The sequence below is a fragment of the Bifidobacterium kimbladii genome, from assembly GCF_032193675.1.
Classification (GTDB): Bacteria; Actinomycetota; Actinomycetes; order Actinomycetales; family Bifidobacteriaceae; genus Bombiscardovia; species Bombiscardovia kimbladii.
This window is the reverse complement of the sequence record NZ_JASTZZ010000003.1, coordinates 52,927-75,774: the sequence shown is the minus strand read 5'-3', so window position 1 is coordinate 75,774 and position 22,848 is coordinate 52,927. Positions and strand designations below refer to the sequence as shown.

The 22,848-nt window shown below is 64.0% G+C and carries 17 protein-coding genes and 4 tRNA genes; 7 read left to right on the top strand and 14 right to left on the bottom strand.

Annotation, left to right across the window (positions count from 1 at the left end; genetic code table 11):
* Nucleotides 1–75: 75 nt before the first annotated feature.
* Nucleotides 76–906, bottom strand: a complete 831-nt coding sequence (locus QRX41_RS05015; protein WP_313839117.1) for a PAC2 family protein — start codon at nucleotides 904–906, stop codon at nucleotides 76–78.
* Nucleotides 907–1,068: 162 nt separating this feature from the next.
* On the opposite strand from QRX41_RS05015, the gene QRX41_RS05010 reads away from it, so the two are divergent.
* From QRX41_RS05010 to QRX41_RS04995, 4 genes are all read left to right on the top strand, one after another.
* A tRNA-Gly gene (locus QRX41_RS05010) sits at nucleotides 1,069–1,141 on the top strand.
* A 27-nt stretch (nucleotides 1,142–1,168) separates the two neighbouring features.
* Nucleotides 1,169–1,239, top strand: a tRNA-Cys gene (locus tag QRX41_RS05005).
* A 23-nt stretch (nucleotides 1,240–1,262) separates the two neighbouring features.
* Nucleotides 1,263–1,334: transfer RNA gene (locus tag QRX41_RS05000), tRNA-Val, on the top strand.
* 31 nt (nucleotides 1,335–1,365) lie between these two features.
* Nucleotides 1,366–1,438, top strand: a tRNA-Val gene (locus QRX41_RS04995).
* A gap of 599 nt (nucleotides 1,439–2,037) precedes the next feature.
* Here QRX41_RS04995 and QRX41_RS04990 read toward each other — a convergent pair.
* The 3 genes from QRX41_RS04990 to QRX41_RS04980 form a co-directional block, all read right to left on the bottom strand.
* Nucleotides 2,038–2,691: a helix-turn-helix transcriptional regulator gene (locus QRX41_RS04990; protein ID WP_313839115.1), complete on the bottom strand. Its 654-nt coding sequence runs from the start codon at nucleotides 2,689–2,691 to the stop codon at nucleotides 2,038–2,040.
* 752 nt (nucleotides 2,692–3,443) lie between these two features.
* Nucleotides 3,444–6,833: an RCC1 domain-containing protein gene (locus tag QRX41_RS04985; protein WP_313839114.1), complete on the bottom strand. Its 3,390-nt coding sequence runs from the start codon at nucleotides 6,831–6,833 to the stop codon at nucleotides 3,444–3,446.
* 521 nt (nucleotides 6,834–7,354) lie between these two features.
* Nucleotides 7,355–8,230, bottom strand: coding sequence for an undecaprenyl-diphosphate phosphatase (locus QRX41_RS04980; RefSeq protein ID WP_029678827.1), 876 nt, complete (start codon nucleotides 8,228–8,230; stop codon nucleotides 7,355–7,357).
* Nucleotides 8,231–8,375: 145 nt separating this feature from the next.
* Here QRX41_RS04980 and QRX41_RS04975 point away from each other — a divergent pair, with 145 nt between their 5' ends.
* Nucleotides 8,376–9,170 (top strand): fructosamine kinase family protein, encoded by a 795-nt coding sequence (locus tag QRX41_RS04975; RefSeq protein WP_045924492.1) that lies wholly within the window; start codon nucleotides 8,376–8,378, stop codon nucleotides 9,168–9,170.
* Between the two features lie 10 nt (nucleotides 9,171–9,180).
* On the opposite strand, the gene dnaJ is transcribed toward QRX41_RS04975, so the two are convergent.
* Together dnaJ and hrcA are read right to left on the bottom strand one after the other, a co-directional pair.
* Nucleotides 9,181–10,317 carry a molecular chaperone DnaJ gene (dnaJ, locus tag QRX41_RS04970; protein WP_045924428.1) on the bottom strand — a complete coding sequence of 379 codons (1,137 nt, stop codon included), beginning with the start codon at nucleotides 10,315–10,317 and terminating at the stop codon, nucleotides 9,181–9,183.
* Between the two features lie 84 nt (nucleotides 10,318–10,401).
* On the bottom strand, nucleotides 10,402–11,475 hold the full coding sequence (gene hrcA / locus QRX41_RS04965) for a heat-inducible transcriptional repressor HrcA (RefSeq protein ID WP_156147933.1): 1,074 nt from the start codon (nucleotides 11,473–11,475) through the stop codon (nucleotides 10,402–10,404).
* Between the two features lie 184 nt (nucleotides 11,476–11,659).
* On the opposite strand from hrcA, the gene tkt reads away from it, so the two are divergent.
* Both tkt and tal read left to right on the top strand, forming a co-directional pair.
* Nucleotides 11,660–13,762: a transketolase gene (tkt, locus tag QRX41_RS04960; protein WP_045924430.1), complete on the top strand. Its 2,103-nt coding sequence runs from the start codon at nucleotides 11,660–11,662 to the stop codon at nucleotides 13,760–13,762.
* Between the two features lie 155 nt (nucleotides 13,763–13,917).
* Entirely contained in the window at nucleotides 13,918–15,027 is a 1,110-nt protein-coding gene (tal, locus tag QRX41_RS04955; RefSeq protein ID WP_029678820.1) for a transaldolase, read from the top strand.
* A gap of 79 nt (nucleotides 15,028–15,106) precedes the next feature.
* Here the strand turns inward: tal and hemH are convergent, their stop codons facing one another.
* From hemH to rapZ, 8 genes are all read right to left on the bottom strand, one after another.
* A complete protein-coding gene (gene hemH, locus QRX41_RS04950) occupies nucleotides 15,107–16,030 on the bottom strand; it encodes a ferrochelatase (RefSeq protein ID WP_045924431.1) in 924 nt (307 codons plus the stop codon).
* Nucleotides 16,023–17,420 carry an MFS transporter gene (locus QRX41_RS04945; protein ID WP_045924432.1) on the bottom strand — a complete coding sequence of 466 codons (1,398 nt, stop codon included), beginning with the start codon at nucleotides 17,418–17,420 and terminating at the stop codon, nucleotides 16,023–16,025. The genes hemH and QRX41_RS04945 overlap by 8 nt, the downstream gene beginning before the upstream one ends.
* Before the next feature lie 4 nt (nucleotides 17,421–17,424).
* Nucleotides 17,425–18,183, bottom strand: a complete 759-nt coding sequence (hemQ, locus tag QRX41_RS04940; protein WP_045924433.1) for a hydrogen peroxide-dependent heme synthase — start codon at nucleotides 18,181–18,183, stop codon at nucleotides 17,425–17,427.
* Between the two features lie 233 nt (nucleotides 18,184–18,416).
* Nucleotides 18,417–18,665, bottom strand: coding sequence for a preprotein translocase subunit SecG (secG, locus tag QRX41_RS04935; RefSeq protein ID WP_045924434.1), 249 nt, complete (start codon nucleotides 18,663–18,665; stop codon nucleotides 18,417–18,419).
* Between the two features lie 60 nt (nucleotides 18,666–18,725).
* Nucleotides 18,726–19,508, bottom strand: a complete 783-nt coding sequence (gene tpiA, locus QRX41_RS04930) for a triose-phosphate isomerase (protein WP_045924435.1) — start codon at nucleotides 19,506–19,508, stop codon at nucleotides 18,726–18,728.
* A 90-nt stretch (nucleotides 19,509–19,598) separates the two neighbouring features.
* Nucleotides 19,599–20,795, bottom strand: a complete 1,197-nt coding sequence (locus tag QRX41_RS04925; protein WP_045924436.1) for a phosphoglycerate kinase — start codon at nucleotides 20,793–20,795, stop codon at nucleotides 19,599–19,601.
* A gap of 79 nt (nucleotides 20,796–20,874) precedes the next feature.
* Complete coding sequence (gene whiA / locus QRX41_RS04920; RefSeq protein WP_024628062.1) at nucleotides 20,875–21,834, bottom strand: DNA-binding protein WhiA; 960 nt, start codon at nucleotides 21,832–21,834, stop codon at nucleotides 20,875–20,877.
* Nucleotides 21,835–21,954: 120 nt separating this feature from the next.
* On the bottom strand, nucleotides 21,955–22,848 hold the full coding sequence (gene rapZ, locus QRX41_RS04915) for an RNase adapter RapZ (RefSeq protein WP_101432393.1): 894 nt from the start codon (nucleotides 22,846–22,848) through the stop codon (nucleotides 21,955–21,957).

Here is a 22,848-nt window from a genome sequence, read left to right as displayed (position 1 = left end):
AATGCCGTCCTTGCTATCGGAGCCCGCGTTACAGGGTGCAGGCTGGACATGGTTATCGAGCCACAGCCTAGGTCGTCACTCAGACAAGGAGGGGCCTTTGTTGCCCATGGAGCGCAGATAATCCTCGGCCTCACGGACCAGCTCTTCGGCGGCCGGCTCGTCCACCTGGGCCTGGTCGACGTCCATCTCCAGACGGCGGACGTAGTTGGCCAGGTCGTCGTTGCAGCGCAGCAGCATGCCGGCCTGGGCCTTCCACTCGGCGGCCTTGCGGGGCAGCTCCCCCTCGTCAAGGTGGACGCCGAGCATGGCCGAGAGCCTTTGCAGCAGCTGCAGGGTGCCTTGGGCGCACTCGTCGCTGCCCAGGTATTGGGGCACAGAGACCCAGATGGACTCGGTGCTGTAGCCGTCCTGGGTGGCCAGGGCGTCCAGAACGGTGGGGATGCCTATGGGGCCGGAATGGCCGTCGGTGTCGGTCTTGGGCTGGTCGCCGGCCAGGTCGTCGATGGGCAGGGGCCTGGTGTGGGGGCAGTCGGCGAACATGGCGCCCAGGGTGATGATGGCCTCCGCCTCGTCGTCTTCGGCCCAGTGGATGCTGCGCCGGCAGAAGTCGCTCCAGTGGTAGTTGGGCTCCGGGCCCATCTCCAGCAGGAGGGTGTGTGTGTCATCAATCCGCACCCGGTAGATCTTGGCGGAGGGCCAGATGATCCGCCGCCTGCCCTGCACATGGCAGAGCATGGGCCGTGACATCTGGTAGTCGTAGAACCCGTCGCCCGGAATGCTGCCGATCTCGTGGGACTCGTAGACGTTCAACAGGTGGCGGATGACGTTGGTCGAGGCTGAGCACGCATCGTTCCAGCCATCGAAGGCGGCCACCATGGTGCAGTGCTGCCTGGCTTCTTCACTCATACCTCTCACCCTACCGGTAGGAAGCCTTGTATTTCGCGGCTTTGCCATCAGCGGAGGGTGGCTCTATGACGCGGCGACACGCGCTTTTTGCCAAGTGCGGAGGTCTACGCTACAGTAGTGCAACGTGCTTCGGCAGTCACCACCACGGTGAAAGTTGAAAGTGCGGGCATAGCTTAGTTGGTAAAGCGCGACCTTGCCAAGGTCGAGACCGCGGGTCCGAGTCCCGTTGCCCGCTCGAGGTTTCGAGCAGTTTAACCAATACGGTGGGTTAGCCAAGCGGTTAGGCAGCGGCCTGCAAAGCCGTATAGACGAGTTCGACTCTCGTACCCACCTCTCTCTCGAAACGAGAATGACCCGGGCGGTTGGCGCAGAGGTAGCGCACTTCCCTGACACGGAAGGGGTCACTGGTTCGAATCCAGTATCGCCCACGAGGATCACTTCGGTGGTCTTTCCCAATCCGGGCGATTGGCGCAGCGGCTAGCGCACTTCGTTCACACCGAAGGGGTCGCAGGTTCGATTCCTGCATCGCCCACCTGGATTTTCCGCTTCTCCCCTATTTTCCATCCGGTAACAGTTCTCAGTCAACAATCGGCAGTTTATAAACCTTCTGCATTGTCAGTGATCGAATCCCCGATGATCCCTGGCTAATGATTCCTCCAGCGGAAATTCAGGTAATAAATTATTGTTAGCAGACCAGCTGAGATTTACTTTTCGGGCTCGCTTTAGGCAGCCGACTCCGCTGAATTATGCACAAACCGCCCTGCAATGCCGGTTGTTGCGGCATATAGCGAACGGAGTGTTGAGCATGTCCGGGACCTTGTGATAATTTGCTCTTAGCAACAGGTCGGGGGACCTGCCTGAAACGGGAGTACCTGTGCATCCTTGAAGAGGTGATAGCATGAAGAAAGGCCTAGGCCAATGAGGGCATGTAACTAGCCTGGCTGAATCTGCAATGCGCCACAGCTTGAGGAAACTGTGGTCTCCCTGTTTTATCTATGCAATACTTGCGTGGTCTGTTTGCGTGGCCACGTTCCGGTTGTCGCCAGTGGCGGCGGCCGTGCTGTAAAGCTCCTCCGGCGGCACAGAAATATACCCCCCTCTCCTGCCGCCGGAGGTCTTACTTTTCAGGCCCTATTTGAGGGCCTGCAGGTACCGGTAGAGGGTGGGAATCGATATCTTGAGCTCGGGGGCCACGATGCCTACCGCGCCCTTGATGAGGAAGATGCCCCGGTCCTTGATGTTGCGGATGATGTCCAGCCTGTCCTGCTTGGTCAGCTTGTCCATGGGAATGTTGAACTGGCGGACCTCGTCCCTGGTGATCCTGCGGATGTTCTCCGCGGGCTCTTCGCTCACGTGGCGGCGCGAGGTCTCGGTGGAGATCTGCACATCGTCGGAGTCGATCGAGGACAGAGTCTGCAGCACGTGGGCGGCCTGCTGCAGCTCGGTGATGTTGATACTGATGCAGAGCAGCCCAATGACGGTCTGCTCCTGGTTGCGGATCAGGTAGGAGGAGACGCGGAACTCGTGCTTGTTCAGGCGGCGCCCTCGGTAGTCGGAGACGAAGTCGGCCCCGTCCTGGTCGGCCCGTATGGCGAGCTGGAACGTCTGGTCCGTAACCCCGTCGCCCAGGGAGCGTCCGGAGAGCTGCCCGTTGCGGATGAAGACGATGGAATTTTCCGGGCGGGTGATGTCATGCACCACAATCTCGGCCATGGGACCGAAGGAATCGGCTATGAATTCTGCCAGGGGAAATACCTGTTCAAGGTTGTCTACTGTGAAATGCATGGCTGATCCTCAACATCCTAACAGGGCGGCTTGTAGCCACCGGTTGGTGCTGCGGGAAGCGAAAGGTATTGGATGGCGTGATATGGTCCATCACCTCCATACCAGCCAATCGGCCTCCTCTAATCCCGTATATTAGACCTTCTTTTGCGCACTTCTGTCCGTTGCATACGGCCTATCGAGGCCGCAGGAGAGCCGAAGTGCAGAAGGGATTTTCATGGTAGCGCACGAAGGCGGCTGATTCTTGCTTTTCGCAAACCCGGCCAGTCGTAACGGACGCAGCGTTGTGGCGGAGCCGCTTCCCATGAATCCTGCAGGCCAAGTCAAGAACGGAAACCTGATAATCATGGGGAACCGAGTGATTCAGAAGCTGAGGATAAGTACCTGTAGCGCGCCTAGGACAAAGTGCATAAATAATGTGAGTCTGGTCACGTGTGTTGGGATCGGTTGGATCTAAAGGCCACTTTGTCAAAGAAATTAAACAAGTTGATACGACACATGTCTGAATGGATAAACAGCGGCCGGGCTGGCTAGGGGCTGTTAAGCCTCCTGGCCGGCCTGGCCGTGTTTCCTCCTCTCCCAGGCAGAGGCGGGAGCGTGCATGCCTGCCCCTTGCTTCCGCCTGCAGAAGTGTGATGGGGGCGCGGGAGGATGTGTCGGCTCTCTTGGGGTTTGAGCCTTCAGTGACACGTTTCCTCCCTGCTCCCCCTATATAGGGCCGGGGGCGGGGGGATTGATACGCCGCCCGGCCGCTCTTACTCGTGCGAAGCGTGAACCAGTTGGTGCTGTTCCTTCCGGTGGCGGCGGGATGCCATGACCCCGCCCATGCCGGTCACGCCGGTGGCCAGGGCGAGCAGGATGCCCTGCCCTCCGGCACGTGGGAGCACGCCTGCAGGCAGGTACGTGTACTTCAAGGATGTGTCGGGCGTTTGGGGTGCACCGCCCAGCGTGTAGTCCACGCTGACCGTGACCGTGCCCGGCTGGTGCGCGGGCGTGGTCACGGTGACGCTGCCGCCGTCGCCGCGCGTTAGGCCTGATATAGCGGTCTGGTCGAACCTGACGCCGGTGATCACCAGAGCCAGGTTGAACGACACCGGCACAGGGACAGGACTCCGAGCTTGATAGGAGGATCCTGTGGGGATGCTGTCGTTGCCGAGCTGGCCATTGACGTTGGATCCCCAGGCCCAGGCGTTGCCGTCGCTGCCCACGGCCAGCGAATCATGGAATCCGGCGCTGACCTGTGCGGCTTTGAGCCCTCGGCTCGTGTCGGTGGGGCTGGCGGGGTCGCGCACGCGCGCAGGAGCAAGATTAAAAGTGGAGCCGCTGCTGTTGTTGCCGAACTGGCCATACAAATTGCATCCCCATGCCCAGGCGTATCCGTCGCTGCCCAGGGCCAGGGAATGATCCAATCCGGCGCTGACCTGCAGGTAGGTGAAGTCCGCTGGCAGGTCCGGGTAGGTCTTCCGGTCGGGCGTCTTCACCCTGACCGGCGTAGTCCGGCTGCTGCTTGTCCCGTCGCCGAGCTGGCCATTGGTGTTGCTCCCCCAGGCGTACACGTTGCCGTCGCTGCCCAGGGCCAGGGAATGATCGCCTCCGGCGCTGACCTGCAGGTAGGTGAAGTCCGCTGGCAGGTCCGGGTAGGTCTTCCGGTCGGGCGTCTTCACCCTGACCGGCGTAGTCCGGCTGCTGCTTGTCCCGTCGCCGAGCTGGCCATTGGTGTTGCTCCCCCAGGCGTACACGTTGCCGTCGCTGCCCAGGGCCAGGGAATGATCGCCTCCGGCGCTGACCTGCAGGTAGGTGAAGTCCGCTGGCAGGTCCGGGTAGGTCTTCCGGTCGGGCGTCTTCACCCTGACCGGCGTAGTCCGGCTGCTGCTTGTCCCGTCGCCGAGCTGGCCATTGGTGTTGCTCCCCCAGGCGTAAACGTTGCCGTCGCTGCCCACGGCCAGGGAATGATCGAATCCGGCGCTGACCTGCAGGTAGGTGAAGTCCGCTGGCAGGTCCGGGTAGGTCTTCCGGTCGGGCGTCTTCACCCTGACCGGCGTAGATTGGCCGCTGTAGCTTGTCGTCCCGTTGCCGAGCTGGCCATTGCCGTTGTATCCCCAGGCGTACACGTTGCCGTCGCTGCCCACGGCGAGGGAATGAGAGCCTCCGGCGCTGACCTGCAGGTAGGTGAAGTCCGCTGGCAGGTCCGGGTAGGTCTTCCGGTCGGGCGTCTTCACCCTGACCGGCGTAGTCCGGCTGCTGCTTGTCCCGTCGCCGAGCTGGCCAGAGCCGTTGCGCCCCCAGGCGTAAACGTTGCCGTCGCTGCCCAGGGCCAGGGAATGATATTGTCCGGCGCTGACCTGCAGGTAGGTGAAGTCCTCCGGCAGGTCCGGGTACGTGCTGCGGTCGGGCGTCCTCACCCTGACCGGCGTATTCCGGCTGCTGCTTGTCCCGTCGCCGAGCTGGCCCTGGCTGTTGGGTCCCCAGGCGTAGGCGTTCCCGTCGCTGCCCACCGCCAAGGAAAAATAACCGTTTGTTGATCCGCTGACCTGGCTGAACCTGATGCCCCGGCTGGCGTTGTCGGGCGGGGTGATGGTGGCGGGTTCCCTGCCCAGCTGGCTGCCCTTATCAGGGCTGATGCTCCACCCGCTGTTCCGGCTTGCCGGCGTCCAGTGGGCGGCCAGGGTCAGGTCCTTGCCGACGGGCCTGCTGAAATCGTAGGCGACCTCGCCGGTGAACCAGCCGTCGAACAGGAAGCCCTCCCGCGCAGGGTCGGGGGAGGGGCGCTTGACCCTCCCGTACGGGGCGGGGACAGTCTGGTCTGCTGGTGCGGGGCTTCCGCCGCCTGTGTCGAAGCGGACCGTGAACGCGGATCCTGGCTCCGCAGCCCGTGCCAGCGGCTGGTCGACCGTGTACGCAAGGCTCCTGACGAAAGGCTGCCCGTCCTGCCTGCCCGTGATGAGGATGACGGCCGGCCCCGGCTTATGGTCGGGCATGTCCGCCCGCCAGGCATTGTTCTTCGCAGTGAGGTTGAGCGGCTGGCCGTCCAGGCTGGCTGATGCCAGGATGGGCGCTGTGGCGGTGTCGAGCCTGACGGGTTTGCCGGGCTGGCCCTGCCCGTCCAGGCTCCACGCGAGCATGCCGCCCTGCCTGCTGATGGCGGCGATCCCGCCGGCGATGCTTGCAGCCTGCACGTACTGCTGGCTCCCGTCGTCCGCACGCTTGGGGGTTTCGCCGGGCTTCCAGGCCCAGACAAGACCATTGGAATCAACCAACGCTGCTTGTGTAGCGTCACTGCTTATTGCTGCAACGGCAGAATGGTCGGGCACAATCAGCAATTCTGGCTGGGTTTGTCCGTTGTCCAGATAACTGGTCTGGCCGGTAAAGTCCAGAAGCACAAAGCCATGATCCGTGGCTGATATCTGAACAATTCGGTGAGCAATCTTGACGGGTTGGATCTGAGCGGTATCAACGGCATCCGGCTTCCAAGCCCAGATTTTGCCCTTGCTGTCCATGGCAAGCAGGCGATCAGCATTGCCAGCCACCGTGATTGCTGTGGCCTGCTTGGGCAGACTTATGGCCTTTCCTGTCAGCTCCCCCTTGCTGGTCCATGTGCGTATACGGCCATCCTGATTCACTGCTATGATCTGGTCGGCAGCCATGGCAATGCTGGTGTACGTCGTGGAATCTGCGTCAAGCAGGGCAGGCGTATCCCCGCCTTTGCTCCAGGTGTAGATGCGGTGGTCCCTGCTCAAGGCAGCAAAGCCGTCATGGCCAACTATTCCAGTCATGAATCGCACGTCACCGGGTTCGCCCTGAGGCGATGGCACCTGAACAGGCATTTCAGCCTTTGATGTCCACGTGAACAGGCGGCCATCGCCGGTCACGCCGGTCAGCTTGTCGTCATGGGCTTCCAATGCGCTGAACGATGGTGAGTCCGCACTCGGGGGTGTGATGGTGATGCTGGTGCCGCCGGAAGCCGGACCATGGTCGGGGCTGAGCGCCCAATCAGTCACCGGGGTCCACTTGGCCTTCAAGGTGATGTCCCTGGTGATCGGGGTGAGGAAATCCATCATCGCGTCATGCTCGGACCAGCCGTCGAAACGGTAGCCGTCGCGCTTCGGATTATCGGCAGGCGGCGACGCCAAGGAGCCATCCGGCACAGTTACACGTTCCCCTTTGCTTCCATTGGCAGGGTCGAACACCACAGTATGGGAAGCAGCAGCAGACTGGGTCCCAGCAGGTGAATAAAAGCTGGATGACGAGATTCCAAGGGATTGGGAAGAACCTGTCGGGGTTTGAACAGGGGAAGAAGAAACAGATGACGTCGTCAGCGGCGACGGGGAAGGCAGGCTGGTCGGTTGTAGATCGCTCAGGGAACCGTTATCTACCTGAGCGGTATAACGACCCCCCCCCCCCGTTGACATCTGAGCCGGAGGCGAAGACGGTGCCGGTGGCCATGCCGGTCAGCAGGAGGGGTATCAGCACCATTGCTGACATGAGCGACCGCAGGCCAAACCTATGCGTACGAGAATCGGCAGACGTCGACGACGAAACCACAACAAACCTCCCCAAAGGATTCAAACGCTTGGCTGACCCAGTCCCCCGCAACCATGGGCAGCGCATGAGCAAATCCTATCATGCAGCCATCCGAGCGTCGAATCCCCCGGCAATTCACCCAGGCTCAGCTGGCCGCCACGCCGCCCACTGCGGGCAGGGCGCCGACCATGAGCATGATGGCCACGAAGATGGCCAGGCCGATCCGGTAGATGACGAATCCCCGGTAGGAGAAGCGCGAGACGATCTTCAAAAAGGCGATGATGACGATGTATCCCAGCAGGAAGCTGACCACGGTGGCGCAGATGGTGGCCCCCCAGCCAGGGAAGGCAGCGTCCGCGTTGATGTTCTTCAAGGACTTGACCGTCTCGAGTATGCCGGCGCCGAAGACGGCAGGGATGGCCATGAGGAAGCTGACCCGGGTGGCGGACTCGCGGGTGTAGCCCAGGGCACGGCCGAAGGTCATGGTGCCGCCCGAACGGGATACGCCGGGGATCAGGGCCAGCATCTGCCCGATGCCGAATAGCAGGGCGTCGCGGGCGCTCATCTGGCGGATCTCCTTGTTCTGGCGGCCGTGGCGGTCGAAGTAGTCCAGCAGCAGGCCGAAGACGATCAGCACCACCACGGTGATCCAGAGGTTGCGCAGCTTGGTCTCGATGATCTTCTGGAAGAGCAGGCCCGCCACCACGATGGGCAGGGTGCCCAGAATGATGTACCAGCCCAGGGCCGCGTCATGGTCCTTGGAGCCCATCCGCTCACGCCAAGAGGAGCCGTCCTTGCCGGCCAGGCAGCGGAACCAGTGGGTCAGTATGCGGGCGATGTCATGCCGGAAGTAGAGCAGGACCGCCAGCTCGGTGCCGAATTGGATGATGGCCGTGAAGGCCGCGCCCGGGTCCTGGCCCAGCAGGCCGCCCACGATGCGGATATGGGCGCTGGATGAGACGGGGAAATACTCCGTCAGGGCCTGCACCAGGCCGAACAGAATGGCTTCGAAGAAATTCATGGACCCCTCTTGCTATGTCGGACAACAATGGCAAGCATAGCCACCGCAAAGGGCAGGCAGAGCCAAGGCCCGGGCATGTCTCGCAGAATGCCCACAATGGGTCTTGTCGGAATCGACGACTCGACGATTAGGGGTGTGGATCATCATGGCCAAGACCTACAGAAAATCCAGGGGCGGGGCCCCGGCGGGATTCTTCGAGTGCGAGGGGCGCGGTCTTAAATGGCTGGGCCAGGCTCAGGCGCAGGGCGGTCCCCGGGTGGTGGACGTCTACGGCTGGGGCCCGGACTACCTGGACATCGAGGAGGTGACCTCCGCCTCCCCCACGCCTGGTGCGGCCTACCGTTTTGGCGCCCAGCTGGCCCACATGCATGATGCCGGGGCCGACCACTTCGGCTCCGCGCCCGAGGGCTACACGGGCACCTGCTACTTCGGACCCCTGCAGGATCCGCTGCCCATGGACGTGGGCGCCTGGGACGACCCGGCCACCTACTGGGCCAAGGGGCGGCTGGAGCCGATGGTGGGCATGGCCATGGATCGGCGGGCCCTGAACCGCGATGACATGAAGATGACCGAAGAGGTGATCCAGGCCCTGCCGGAGCTGCTGGGCGCGGCCGCGAATGACAAGCCCGCCCGGGTCCACGGGGACCTGTGGAGCGGGAACGTCATGTGGACCAGGAACGACGGGAACACCCAGGCCGTCCTGATCGACCCTGCGGCCCATGGCGGCCACCGCGAGGAGGACCTGGCCATGCTGCAGCTGTTCGGCATCCCCTACCTGGGGCAGATTCTGGACGGCTACCAGAGCGTGCACCCGCTGGCGGCCGGCTACCGGAACCGGACCACGCTCTGGCAGCTCTACGCCATCGCCGGGCACTGCGCCTTCTTCGGCGGCGGCTATGTGAGCGAGTACCGGTCCATGTGCCGGTCGCTGCTGGGCTGACTCAGCCGACTCAGCTGAAGATGTCCTTGAGCTTGCCGAAGATCCCCTTGCGGCCCCCGGCTCCGGCAGGCTTGGCGCTCTGCGGGACCTGCCTGGCTTCGGAGTCGTGGCTGTTGGCGAAGTCCTCAATCAGGCGGCGCTGATCGTCGTCCAGCTTGGTGGGGATCTGGACCAGCACGTGGACGATGATGTCGCCGCGCTCCTCCCGGTTGCCGAGCCTGGTTACTCCCAGGCCCTTGATGGTGATCTCCTGGTCGGGCTGGCAGCCGGCGGGGATGTCCACCTGACGCTGGCCGTCGAAGGTCTCCAGGTCAACCTGGTGGCCCAGCACGGCCCAGGTCATGGGCACGGCGATCCAGCAGTGCAGGTCCTGGCCGCTGCGGGTGTAGTGCTTGTCGGGCTTGATGGTGATGTCCACATACAGGTCGCCGGCGGCACCGCCGCCCTCGCCCACCTCGCCCTGGGAGGCCAGCCGCAGCCGGGAGCCGTCAGCCACGCCTGCGGGCACGTTGACGCCCACCTCGCGCCGGGTGCGCACACGGCCGTGGCCGTTGCAGACCGGGCAGGGGTGCTCGATGATGGTGCCGTGGCCCTCGCACCGCTCGCAGGGTGCCTGGCTCATCATCTGCCCCAGCAGGGTCCGCACCACCTTCTGGGCATAGCCCTTGCCGTTGCAGACCGGGCAGGTCACCGGCGAGGTCCCCTTCTGGGCCCCCGAGCCGCCGCACTCCTGGCAGAGGCCGTAGGTGCTGATGGGGGTGCGCACCACCCCGCCGAAGATGGCGGTCTTCATGTCCACGGAGATCTGGGCCAGGGCGTCCCGGCCGGGCTGGGTGCGCGGAATGGGCCCCTGGGCGGCGCCCCCGAAGCCGCCGCCGAAGAACTGGTTGAAGACGTCGCCCATGTCGAAGGGGCTGCCTCCCTGGGAGGCCTGCGGGTCGTTGGGGTCCACGCCCGCGTCGTACATGCGCCGCTTCTCGGGGTCGGAGAGCACCTCGTAGGCGCTGTTGACCTCCTTGAACTTGTCCTCGTATTCAGGCCCGGCGATGTCCGGGTGGTACTTGCGGCTCATCTTGCGATAGGCACGCTTGATGTCCTGATCGCTCGCGCCGCGCTCGACTCCCAAAACCTCGTAGTAATCTGCCACCGATCATCCTTTTCGTTTGATGCCCTCTCGACCCATAGTTGCATGGGCCCACGATACCTATGACTTATGCCCTTGCCCTGACGGTCACGGCTCCCCGCCGCCGGCCAGGAAACCGGTCAGATAGGAGGCCACGGCACGAACTGCGCTCATGGTCGCCGGATAGTCCATGTGGGTCGGGCCGATGGAGCCCACGAAGGCCACGGGCTCGTCGGCTTCGGAGCCGTCGGTCTGCCTGGACCGGGCATGCCCGTATCCGCTGGTCACCACCGAGGCGTGGGCCAGCTCCGGGGTCCGGGTCTCGGTGCCGATGGCCACGCTGACGCCGTTGCTCTCGCGCGAAAGCTCGCTCTGGGCCCGCATGAGCCGCATGAGCACCACCTGCTCCTCCAGGGCGTCCAGCAGCGAGCCCAGGTCCCCCAGGGAGACGGCCTGGCTGTGGGTCAGCTGGGAGGTGCCGGCCATGTAGAGGCCGCTGGTCTGCTCCCGGGTGGCCATCTCGTCGAAGACGGTGGCCACCAGGCGCAGCATGGACTTGTCTCGGCCCTCGGTCAGGGAGTCGGCCAGCATGCGGCAGCGGTCGGCGGCGTGGTCCAGGGGCAGGTCCTGGCACTGCCTGTTGATCTGGTCGGACAGGTCCGCCAGGGCGTTCGGATCCTCCTGCAGGGGCCCGTGCAGGGTGCGCTGGACCACCCGGCCGGTGTCGGTGATGACCACCATAAGCACGGTCCCCCGGCTCAGTCCTATGAGCTCGGCCCGGCGCAGGTTCGAGCTGGCCAGGGAGGGCGAGGCCACCACGGCGATCTGCCCGGTGATCTGCGCCAGAAGCCGGGCGGCGTGCTGCAGGGTGTCCTCCAGGTTGACCGACCCGGACAGGAAGGCGTTGATCCCCCGGCGTTGTGCGGCGGACAAGGGCACGATGGTGGCCAGCCTGTCGACGAAGTAACGGTAGCCCTTCTGGGTGGGGATGCGGCCGGCCGAGGTGTGGGGCTGGACCAGGTAGCCCTCGCTCTCCAGGGCCGCCATGTCGTTGCGCACGGTGGCGGAGCTGACTCCAAGCTGATGATTCCTGGTGAGCGAACCCGACCCTACCGGCTCGCGAGAACGGATATAGTCCTCGACGACCGCGCGCAGCACCAGCATGCGTCTGGTATTAGGCAATGTCGCTCCTTCCGTCATGGTTTCATTATTAGCACTCGGGCCATGAGAGTGCCAAAATGTCGCGCGAAGAGCCGAATTGTGTCGTCTCAAACCGATACGATGGAAGCGCAATGTGAAGGTAATCGAACATTTTCGACACAAGTCGAACATGGAGACCTCTAGATTGGAAGGAAAGCAGCACCATATGGCAGATTTCACATGGTCCGAACTCGATGAGCGGGCTGTCAAGATGGCCAAGGTCCTCTCGGCCGACGCGGTCGAGAAGGCCGGAAGCGGCCACCCCGGCTCCCCTATTTCGCTGGCGCCCATCGCCTACGCGCTCTACCAGCACTTCATCCGTCACGACCCCAACGACCCCGACTGGGTCGGGCGTGATCGGTTCATTCTTTCCGGCGGCCACGCCTCGCTGACCCAGTACGTGCAGCTTTACTTCTCCGGGTATGGACTGACCCTGGACGATCTGAAGCGCTTCCGCACCGCCGGCACCAGGACCCCCGGCCACCCCGAGTACGGCCTGACGCCCGGCATCGAGATGACCACCGGCCCGCTGGGCCAGGGTCTGGCCTCGGCCGTGGGCTTCGCCTATGGTCAGCGTTACGAGCGCGGTCTGCTGGATCCGGATGCTCCCGAAGGGCAGTCCCCCTTCGACCATAAGGTCTGGGTCATCTGCGGCGAGGGCGACGTCGAGGAGGGCGTCTCCTCCGAGGCCAGCTCCCTGGCCGGCGACCAGCGCCTGGGCAACCTGACCGTCATCTTCGACGCCAACCACATCCAGATCGAGGGCGACACCCGCATCGCCCTGGGCGAGGACATCCTTAAGCGCTACCAGGCCTACGGCTGGTACACCGACGAGTTCAGCTTCATCCAGCCCGACGGCTCCTACAAGGAGGACGTCGAGGGCCTGGCTGCCGTCCTGGAGAAGGCCGAGCAGGTCACCGACCGGCCCAAGTTCATCAAGGTGGACACCCTGATGGCCTGGCCCACCCCCGGCAAGACCAACGATCCTTCAGCCCACGGCTCAGCCCTGGGCGCCGAGGCTGTCGCCGGCCTGAAGAAAGCCCTGGGCTACGACCCTGAGCAGAGCTTCCAGATCGACGAGGAGGCCCTGGCCCACGCCCGCGAGGTCGCCCAGCGCGGCCTGGCCGCCCACAAGGACTGGGACGAGAATTACCAGGCCTGGCGCAAGGCCAACCCCGACAAGGCCGACCTCTACGACCGCATCCATGCCGGCAAGCTGCCCGAGGGCTTCGACAAGGCCCTGGACGACCTGGAGGCTGGCTTCGAGCCCGGCTCCAAGGTGGCCACCCGCAAGGCCTCCGGCGCGGTCATCAACGCCCTGGCCCCCATCATGCCCGAGCTCTGGGGCGGATCCGCCGATCTGGGCGGCTCCAACAACACCAACATCAACGGTGCCGTCTCCTTCGCCCCCGAGGCCGACAAGACCGTCCAGTGGCCCAAGGCCAGCAAGTACGGCCGCCAGCTGCACTTCGGCGTGCGCGAGTTCGGCATGGGCGCCATCACCAACGGCATCCTGCTGGGTTCGGACACCAGGCCCTACAACGGGACCTTCTTCCAGTTCAGCGACTATGAGCGCCCCTCGGTGCGCCTGGCCGCCCTGATGGACATCCCCAACCTGTATGTGTGGACCCACGACTCCGTGGCCCTGGGCGAGGATGGCCCCACCCACCAGCCCATCGAGCACCTGACCGCCATGCGCGCCATCCCCCAGATGGAGGTTGTGCGCCCCGCCGATCAGTACGAGACCGCTGAGGCCTACCGCGCCTTCTTCGAGAAGGACAACACCCACCCCACGGCCATGATCCTGACCAGGCAGGGCGTGCCCACCCTGGAGGAGACCAAGGCCAAGGCCCGCGAAGGCGTGCGCAAGGGCGCCTACGTGCTGGTCGACACCGAGGGCCAGCCTGACGTGCTCATCATGGCCACCGGCTCCGAGGTGCAGCACGCTGTGGCCGCCTCCAAGACCCTGGCCGAGCAGGGCGTCAAGGCCCGCGTCATCTCCGTGCCCTCGCTGGAGTGGTTCGAGGAGCAGGACGACGAGTACAAGGAAGCCGTTCTGCCCGCCTCCGTCAAGGCCCGCGTCTCCGTTGAGGCCGGACTGGCCACGCCCTGGTACAAGTACCTGGGCAGCTATGGCAAGCCCGTCTCCATCGAGCAGTTCGGCCTGCAGGGCAGCGGCGACGAGAACATGCGCGACCTGGGCATCACCGCCGATCATGTGGTCGAAGCAGCACAGGCCTCCTTGGAGGAAGTCCGTCGGGCCCGCTGAACCCGGCATCGTGATCAATCGGGGGCCGTCCGCGACGCCGGCCCCCTCCCCTGCAGGCACGCCCGAAACGCGGGCCTGCGGGAATACAGCAACAGACTTCCCGGTAGTGCATAGTGAATGTGATTCCATCGGGAACCCAAATAAGGAGTGACAAGATGGCAGAAAATGCAAACACCCAGCGCACCAGCGATTCAGGTGTCTCGATCTGGTTGGACGATCTGAGCCGCACCCGCATCGAGTCGGGCAATCTGCAGCAACTGATCGCCGAGCGCAATGTGGTGGGCGTGACCACCAACCCCTCGATTTTCCAGAAGGCCCTGAGCCAGGTGGGTCCCTATGACGAACAGCTCAAGCAGCTGGGCCGCATCCCCGTTGAGCAGGCCGTCCGCGAGCTGACCACCACCGACGTGCGCAACGCCACCGACATCTTCCGCGAGGTTGCAGAGAAGACCGACTACGTGGATGGACGCGTCTCCATCGAGGTCGATCCTCGTCTGGCCCACAACACCGAAGAGACCGAGAAGCAGGCCGAAGAGCTTTGGAACAAGGTCGATCGACCCAACGCCATGATCAAGATCCCCGCCACCCTGGAGGGCCTGCCTGCCATCACCGCCACCCTGGCCAAGGGCATCTCGGTCAACGTGACCCTGATCTTCTCCCTGGAGCGCTACAAGCAGGTCATCGACGCCTTCATCGAGGGCATGGTCCAGGCCGACAAGAACGGCCATGACCTGAAGCACATGGGCTCGGTCGCCTCCTTCTTCGTCTCCCGCGTGGACACCGCGGTTGACAAGCTGCTGGAGGCCAACGGCTCTGACGAGGCCAAGTCCCTGGAGGGCAAGGCCGCTGTGGCCAACGCCCGCCTGGCCTACGAGCTCTTCGAGAAGGCCTTCGACAGCGATCCCCGCTGGGCCGACCTGGAAGCCAAGGGCGCCAAGCGTCAGCGTCCGCTCTGGGCCTCCACCGGCACCAAGAACGCCGCCTACTCCGACTGCAAGTACGTGGACGAGCTGGTGGCCCCTGACGTGGTCAACACCATGCCTGAGAAGACCCTGAACGCTCTGGCCGATCACGGCAACGGCGCTCCCTCTGTCAAGGGCACCTACGAGGAGAGCCACCAGGTGATGCAGAAGCTGGCAGACCTGGGCATCAACATCAAGGATGTGACCGACAAGCTGGAGGCCGATGGCGTCGCCGCCTTCATCGACTCCTGGGATTCGGTCCTCTCCGACGTGCAGAAGGGCATCGACCGCGTCAACGGCTGAGCGCCTGATTGACACTCGCTGCCAATAAAGATTGTGCCCCCGTCCGGCTCAAACCGGACGGGGGCACAATTCGTATCAGTTACTCGGCCTTGGTCTCCTCGACCACCTGCTGCAGGGTGGCGATCAGGGCTGGGCTGTCGTTGGGCATGTTCAGCCTGGTCAGGGTGCCGCCGGCGTACTCGATGGCCTTGGCCAGCTCCATGTCCACGTCGTAGCAGATCTCCAGGTTGTCGGCGATGAAGCCGATGGAGGCGGAGACGATGGTCTTCATGCCGCTCTCGGTGATCAGATCCTTGGCCACCTTGACGAAATCAGGTCCGATCCAGGGCTCCTGGGTGCGGCCTGCCGACTGCCAGGCCAGCACGTACTGGTCCTCATTGAGGCCGGCGGCCTGGGCCACGGCATTGGACAGACCGATGACCTCATCCTTGTAGGGATCCCCTCCCTGGATGATGCGCAGGGGCAGGGAATGGGCGCTGAAGATCACCTTGGTGTCCGGCCGGTCGGTCAGATCCTTCTTGGCCACCAGCTGGTCGCTCCAGAAGTGGATCAGCTCCTGGTGGTTCCACCAGGACCGCACCGGCAGGTATTCCATGCCCGGATGGGCCTCGATGGCCTTGCGGGCGCGGTTGTGGTAGTCCTCGCTCGAATAGGAGGAGTACTGCGGGGCCAGGGGCAGGCCGATCACCCTGGTGATGCCATCGGCGGCGATCTGGTCGACCGCATCCTGGATGAAGGGGGTGATGTACTTCAGCCCCTCGTAGACCTTGTAGGCGCCGGGGTGGGCCTTGTCCAGCGCAGCCTGGAGGCCGTCGCGCTGGGCCGTGGTGATCCTGGCCAGGGGCGAGGGCAGGCCGATGGCCTTGTAGCGGCCGACCAGCTGGTCCATGAGCGGCTTGGGCGGCTCCTGCCCATGGCGGATGTTGGTGTAGTACCCCCTGATGTCGGACTCCTGGTAGGGGGTGCCGTAAGCCATGAGGAGGACTGCTGTAGGTTCAGTCATCAGCAACTTCTTTCTGTGAAAATGGAATGCAGTATGTCAGGCCGATATTGACCAGGGCTATGACGATGACCACCAGGAACATGTTCCTGTAGGAGGCCAGCCCGGCCTGTCCGCCCGCCTTGCCCAATTCAATGGCCGAGGCGAAGAGCAGTGGGGCGATGGTGGTGCCGATCTTCTTGCAGGCCGACAGCCCGCCGATGGCCTGCATGCGGTTCTCGGGCCCGGCCAGCCTTCCGGCGATGACCTGGAGCGGCGAGGACATCATGGAGCCCATGCCGACCCCCATCAGGAAGGACAGGACCATGAAGAGCTGCAGGTTGTGCAGGGTCAGGGTGATCACCAGGGCCATCAGGCCTATCAGTGATGAGGAGAAGACGAGGGTAGTCCGGTAGCCGAACTTGTCGACCAGGAGACCGCCCAGCCAAGACCCGACCACGGAGCCGAGCCCGACGCCGACCATGACCATGCCGGCCGAGCGGACCGGGAGCCCGAAGACGGAGTGGACATAGGTCGGAATGTAGACGAAGAGGGAGAAGAACATGCCTCCCAGCGTTCCCAGCAGCAGGGTGAGCCCGTAGGAGGGCAGCTTCAGCAGGCGGATGGGCAGGAAGGGCATGGTCTCCTTGGAGTCGCCCAGCCCCCGCTCATGCACCAGGAAGACCGCGCCGGCCATCACGGTGACCAGGAGGCACCCGATGATCAGGGCCAGATAGGCGGTGCCGTACTGGAGGAAGGTGATCGCCACCATCAGCAGGGCCAGAGCGATGCTGAAGGAGCCCAGGCCCAGGTAGTCGGTCTTCCAGGCGCGGTCGGTCTGGGAGTCGCCCATCATGAACCAGGCCAGAACAAACAAAATGGCCAGGAAGGGCAGCATCATGAAGTAGTAGGCCCGCCATCCGTGGGTGATGCCCAGGAGCATGCCCGAAAGGACCGGGCTGACCATGGCGGAAAGCCCGGCGATGATGCCCACCGTGGAGACCTTCCGGCCCTGGTTGTTCCTGCGGGCGCGCTGCAGCAGGACGTTCATGGACAGGACCATGATGCCGCTGTCTCCCAGGGACTGGATGAACCGGCCCAGCAGCATGACCGCATAGTTGGGCGAGACCGCCGTCATCAGACATCCAAGGAACCAGAAGGCCAGCTCCCAGAGGAAGACCTTCCTGGTCCCGTGGGCGTCGGAGAGGTTGGAGGTGATGGGGGTGCCCACCACCAGTCCCAGGGTGTAGAGTCCGACCACCCAAGAGGAGCCCATGGTGGTCAGGCCGAAGGTCCGTGTGATGGACGGCAGCATGGTCGGCACCGCTCCCCCATCCAGCTGGGTGATGAAGACGATGACCATGAAGAACCATATGGGCGTGGAAAGGATCGATCTTCTCTCTCTTGCAGACATGGTGTTACTGTCCCATCTGATCCGTGAGCAGCCTGTCAATGCGCTCGGGATCGGTATGGGTGCCTACCAGGAAGTAGGGGAATTCGCCGTAGATGGAGCTGGCTTCGATGTAGCGCATCTCGGTGACGATCTTCTTGAATTGGACAGGGTCGTCGGCGAAGAGCGTGACGCCCCACTCGTAGTCGTCCAGGCCGATGGAGCCCGTCAGGATGATGGAGACCTTGCCGGCGTATGAGCGGCCGATCTTGCCGTGGTCGTGCATGTAGGCCTTGCGCTGGTCGTAGGGCAGCGTGTACCAGTTGGCGCCTGGGACGCGGGTCTTCGACATGGGATAGAAGCAGATGTAGGGCTTGTCGGGCGTCTTGGGATGCAGGCTGGCGTTGACGTAGGACCAGCCGCGGTCCGTGGTCGGTTCGCCCGAGTAGAGGCCCACCTCGGTGACCGACACATAGGAGATGGTCGGCTCCAGGTAATCGGAGATGCGCAGCTTCTCCAGGGAGGTCTCGACCTCCTGCAGCTGGTCCAGGCTCTCCCTGAGGACCATCAGGCCCAGGTCGGCCTTCTGCCCGTTGACCTGGCACCAGTAGTGGCTACCCTTGCCCTGGGACTGGACCTCGTCCAGCTGTGCGGCCAGGGCCTTGAACTCATCCAGGCTTTCCCGGCGTTCGCCCTGGGGCACTCGGCGCCACTTGGCCCAATCGATCTTCCAGAAGAGGTGGAGGCAGAACCAGCCCTCCAGGCTCGGTGCAGCTTGCTCAGCCATGAGCACTTCCTTTCGCTTGCTTGGCTTGCACGGCATTGTGTGATGCGCCGCTCGTCGGGCACACCGTTCTCCACTCTATCCGTCAGACGGCTGAATTGTTGGATTATCGATGCATTGTGAATGACATATTCTGGTAATAGTCAAGGACTAAGAGCACTGCACTAAAGTCATTCAAATATGGAAAAACCCCGGTCGATGCCGGGGTCAGGTATTTCAGGTATTGTCTGCGGGAATCAGGCCAGCTTGTACTTGGAAATGAGATCCAGAGCGATGATGATGGCCACCCAGATCAGGGCCACGATAATGGTCAGCCGGTTCAGGTTCTTCTCGGCTGCGCCCGAGGTGCCCGCGTTGGAGCCGATTCCACCGCCGAACATATCGGACAGGCCGCCGCCCTTGCCCTTGTGCAACAGAATCAGCATGGTCAGCAGTATGCTGGCGAGGATCACAACGACTTCGAGCACAATCTTGACAATGGTCACGGCACATACCTCCATGTAAGGAACTGGGAACAAGTATACAGACACCCGGGGAAAAACGCATCAGCCCTTGGCGGCCAGTCGCACGATTCGCGAGAACTCCTCCACATCCAGGGAGGCGCCGCCCACCAGAAAGCCGTCCACGTCCGGCTGGGTGATCATCTGGGAGGCGTTCTTGGAGGTGACCGAGCCGCCGTAGAGGATGCGCACGGCCTGGCCGGCCGGTTCCCCGAACTTGCTTGAGATGTGGTCGCGGATGGCCCGGGCGGCCTGCTGGGCGGTGTCCGGGGTGGCCACCATGCCCGTGCCGATGGCCCAGACCGGTTCGTAGGCCACGATCAGGTTTTCCATGTCCTCCTTGGCCAGGTCGCGGGTGACGTCATTGACCTGGCCAACGGCGAAGTCCAGCTGGATGCCCTGGCGGCGCTCCTCGTAGCTCTCCCCCACGCAGAGGATGGGCTTCATGCCCGCAGCCAGGACGGCACGGACCTGGTCGACGATGTTGGCATCGTCCTCGGGATGGTACTTGCGCCGCTCGGAGTGGCCCACGATGACGTAGCTGCAGCCCAGCTGAGCCAGCATGTCGGCGGACACATCCCCGGTGAAGGCGCCCTGGGCGGTGACTGAGACGGCCTGCGCCCCGTATTCGATGGGCAGGTTGTCGGCCTCCACCAGCACCTGAACGGAACGCAGGGCGGTGAAGGCGGGCATCAGAGCCACCTGGCAGCGCCTGCGGTCGAAGTGGGCGTCGCGCAGGAGCCAGGCCAGCTTCTGCACGAAATAGGTGGCTTCCAGGTGGTCGAAGTTCATCTTCCAATTGCCGGCCACCAGGGGAATGCGTGCCATACCAGACCTTTCCATCCGCGCAACAACAGCAATGCCGGGCCGCCGGATGCGAAACCCGGTGACCCGGCATTGCCCGTCTGTCTGCCGATCTTACTCCAGCACTTTCAGACCCGGAAGCTCCTTGCCCTCAAGGAACTCCAGGGAGGCGCCGCCGCCGGTGGAGATGTGCGAGAAGCCATCCTCGGGGAAGCCCAGGTTGCGCACGGCCGAGGCGGAGTCGCCGCCGCCGACGATGGTGAAGGCTCCGGCCTTGGTGGCATCGACCAGGCCCTGGGCCACAGCCCGGGTGCCATCGGCGAATGCCGGGAACTCGAAGACGCCCATGGGGCCGTTCCAGACCACGGTCTTGGAGTCCACGATCTTGTCGTGGAAGAGCTTCTGGGAGTCGGGACCGATGTCCAGACCCATCTTGTCCGCAGGGATGCCGTCGGCAGGCACCACCTGGTGGGGCGAATCCGCCTTGAACTCGTCAGCCGCCACGATGTCGGTGGGCAGGACCAGCTCCACGCCCTTCTTGCGGGCGGTGGCCATGTAGCCCTTGACGGTGTCTACCTGATCCTCCTCCAGCAGGGAGGAGCCGACCTCATAGCCCTCGGCCTTGAGGAAGGTGAAGACCATGCCGCCGCCGATGACCAGGCGGTCGGCCTTGCTGAGCAGGTTCTCGATGACGCCCAGCTTGTCGGAGACCTTGGAGCCGCCCAGGACCACAGTGAAAGGCCGCTCGGGGTTCTCGGTCGCCTTGGACAGGGCCTTGACTTCCTTCTCGACCAGCAGGCCTGCGGCAGAGGGCAGGAACTTGGCCACGGAGTAGTTGGAGCCCTGGGCGCGGTGGACCACGCCGAAGCCGTCGGAGACGAAGACGTCGCCCAGGTCGGCGATCTTGCGGGCGTAGGCGTCGCGCTCGGCCTCGTCCTTGCTGGTCTCCTCGGGGTTGTAGCGCACGTTCTGCAGCAGGACCACGTCGCCGTCGTTCATGGCGGCCACCTTGGCATGGGCATCGGGACCGTAGGTGTCCTCGGCCAGGGGGACCTGCACGCCCAGCAGCTCGCCCAGGCGGGCGGCCACAGGGGCCAGGCTCAGCTCGGGAACGACCTTGCCCTTGGGGCGACCCAGGTGGGCCATGAGGATGACCTTGGCGCCCTGGCCACGAAGCTGCTCGATTGTTGGCAAGGCGGCGCGGATGCGGCCGTCGTCCGTAATGGTGGTGCCGTCCAGCGGCACGTTGAAGTCCGCGCGGACGAGCACGCGCTTGCCCTTGAGATCACCGAGGCTCTTCAGTGTTTTCATGCGTATCCTTTCTGACTGCGGGTCCGTGCGCCCGCTCCCCTGCCATGGTACTCAGGCAGACCGACCTGTGTGAGCTATCTCACTCTTGTTTGGCCTGTTCCTCGGCCCTCTTCTTTTCGACTTTGGTGGCCAGCTGCAGCAGACGGCGAATGCGTCCGGCGATGGCATCCTTGGTGACCGGCGGGTCGGCCAGGCGGCCCAGCTCTTCGAGGGAGGCCTCGCGGTGGTCCAGACGAAGCTGGCCGGCCGCACGCAGGTTCTCGGGGATGTCGTCGCCCAGAATCTGGAAGGCCTTGGTGACCTTGGCGCTGGCCTCGACGGCGGCCTTGGCGGAGCGGCGCATATTGGCATCGTCGAAGTTGGCCAGGCGGTTGGCCTTGCCCCGGGATTCACCGTCGCTGCGCTTGCCGGTCCACTCACGGGAGGACTTGGGGGCGCCCATCAGGTTGAGCATGCGTTCGATGACGTCCGGATCACGCAGGGTGACGCGCTCGGAGCTGCGCACCTGGCGGGCCTTGGCGTTGATGCCCAGGCGGCGGGCGGCGCCCACCAGGGCCAGGGCGGCTTCGGATCCTGGGCAGACGATCTCCAGGTAGGAGGCCTTGCCCGGGTCGGACAGCTCGCCATGGGCCAGGAAGGCCCCTCGCCAGGCGGCCTTGACCTGGGCGATGTTGCCGGAGACGATGTCGGCGGGAAGACCGCGAACCGGATGCTTGCGGCGGTCCAACAGGCCGGTCTGCAGGGCCAGGGCGCCGCCCGCCCGCAGCACGCGGACCGAGTAGCGGGTCAGGTTGCCGGTGGGGGCCTGCCGCTTGACCTGGATCAGATCGGAATCATGACCGTAGACGTCCCTGATGGTGTTCTGCAACCACTGCGCTGCCGGCAGGGAGTCGAATTGCGCTTCCACCACAATGTGACGCTGAATGATGTGCAGTCCGCCGCCGAAGCGGATCATGGCCGCCGATTGTGCTTTCTTGGCAGAGGGGGGTTCGTTGTCAATCGCGGCCAGCTCGCTTTTGACATCATCAAGTAGGGCCAAGAGCCGTCCTCCTACGAAAAAATACTGAAAAATGAATACTTCTCGGCCGCACGACACACCTGCCGTGGCGACCACCGGATTACTGTGATACCGAATATCTTGGACAAATTGCGCCTTTGGCTATCCGCGGGAACGGTGCGGCAGCTCGCGGGCCGAGACCGTCACCTCCATTCCCCGGGACCGCAGACGGGCGGCCAGAGCGTCGGCCATGGCCACTGAGCGGTGCTGTCCGCCAGTGCAGCCAAAGGCGATGGTCACATAGTGCTTGTCCTCGCGCGCATAGCCGCTGAGCGCGGTCAAGATGGCGGTGGTGTAGGCATCCAGGAACTCCTTGGCGCCCTTGCTGGCCATCACATAGTCGCGGACCGGGCCGTCATGGCCGTTCAGGTCCCGCAGCTCGGGGACCCAGTAGGGGTTGGGCAGGAAGCGCACGTCGGCTACGAAGTCGGCATCGATGGGCAGGCCGTACTTGAATCCGAAGCTCATGATGTGCACGCCCACGGTGGTCGGGCCGGAGCCCAGGACCATTTCGTAGAGGCGGGTAGAAAGCTGATGGATGCTGAGATTGGAGGTGTCGATGACCATGTCCGCACGCTCCTTGAGACCGCCCAGCAGGCGGCGCTCCTCGTGAATGCCGTCGATCAGGCGGCCCGAGCCCTGCAGGGGGTGGGGACGGCGGACGGACTCATAGCGTTTGACCAGCACCTGGTCGGAGGCGTCCAGAAAGAGGATGCGGCAACGCACGCCCAGGTCGTCCAGATGGCTGAGCACGGCCGACAGGTCGTCGAAGTAGGAGCGGGACCGGACGTCGATGACGGCTGCCAGGCGGTGCAGGGAGCTTCCGGCGGAGGTCATCATGTCGACCAGGGGGACCAGCAGGCGCGGGGGCATGTTGTCGACCACATACCAGCCCATGTCCTCCATGGAGTCGGCGGCGCGGGAGCGGCCTGCGCCGGACATGCCTGTGATCAGCAGTACCTCGAAGCCTGCGAAGGGCGGTTTTTCCGTCGTCAT

Excerpts from the sequence above, each read along its gene's own strand:
- QRX41_RS04945 (WP_045924432.1), bottom strand. The coding sequence starts at position 17,420 with ATGTCTGCAAGAGAGAGAAGATCGATCCTTTCCACGCCCATATGGTTC.
- hemQ (WP_045924433.1), bottom strand. The coding sequence starts at position 18,183 with ATGGCTGAGCAAGCTGCACCGAGCCTGGAGGGCTGGTTCTGCCTCCAC.
- QRX41_RS04980 (WP_029678827.1), bottom strand. The coding sequence starts at position 8,230 with ATGAATTTCTTCGAAGCCATTCTGTTCGGCCTGGTGCAGGCCCTGACG.
- tkt (WP_045924430.1), top strand. The coding sequence starts at position 11,660 with ATGGCAGATTTCACATGGTCCGAACTCGATGAGCGGGCTGTCAAGATG.
- QRX41_RS04990 (WP_313839115.1), bottom strand. The coding sequence starts at position 2,691 with ATGCATTTCACAGTAGACAACCTTGAACAGGTATTTCCCCTGGCAGAA.
- QRX41_RS04975 (WP_045924492.1), top strand. The coding sequence starts at position 8,376 with ATGGCCAAGACCTACAGAAAATCCAGGGGCGGGGCCCCGGCGGGATTC.
- tpiA (WP_045924435.1), bottom strand. The coding sequence starts at position 19,508 with ATGGCACGCATTCCCCTGGTGGCCGGCAATTGGAAGATGAACTTCGAC.
- rapZ (WP_101432393.1), bottom strand. The coding sequence starts at position 22,848 with ATGACGACGGAAAAACCGCCCTTCGCAGGCTTCGAGGTACTGCTGATC.
- hemH (WP_045924431.1), bottom strand. The coding sequence starts at position 16,030 with ATGACTGAACCTACAGCAGTCCTCCTCATGGCTTACGGCACCCCCTAC.
- tal (WP_029678820.1), top strand. The coding sequence starts at position 13,918 with ATGGCAGAAAATGCAAACACCCAGCGCACCAGCGATTCAGGTGTCTCG.
- QRX41_RS04925 (WP_045924436.1), bottom strand. The coding sequence starts at position 20,795 with ATGAAAACACTGAAGAGCCTCGGTGATCTCAAGGGCAAGCGCGTGCTC.
- QRX41_RS05015 (WP_313839117.1), bottom strand. The coding sequence starts at position 906 with ATGAGTGAAGAAGCCAGGCAGCACTGCACCATGGTGGCCGCCTTCGAT.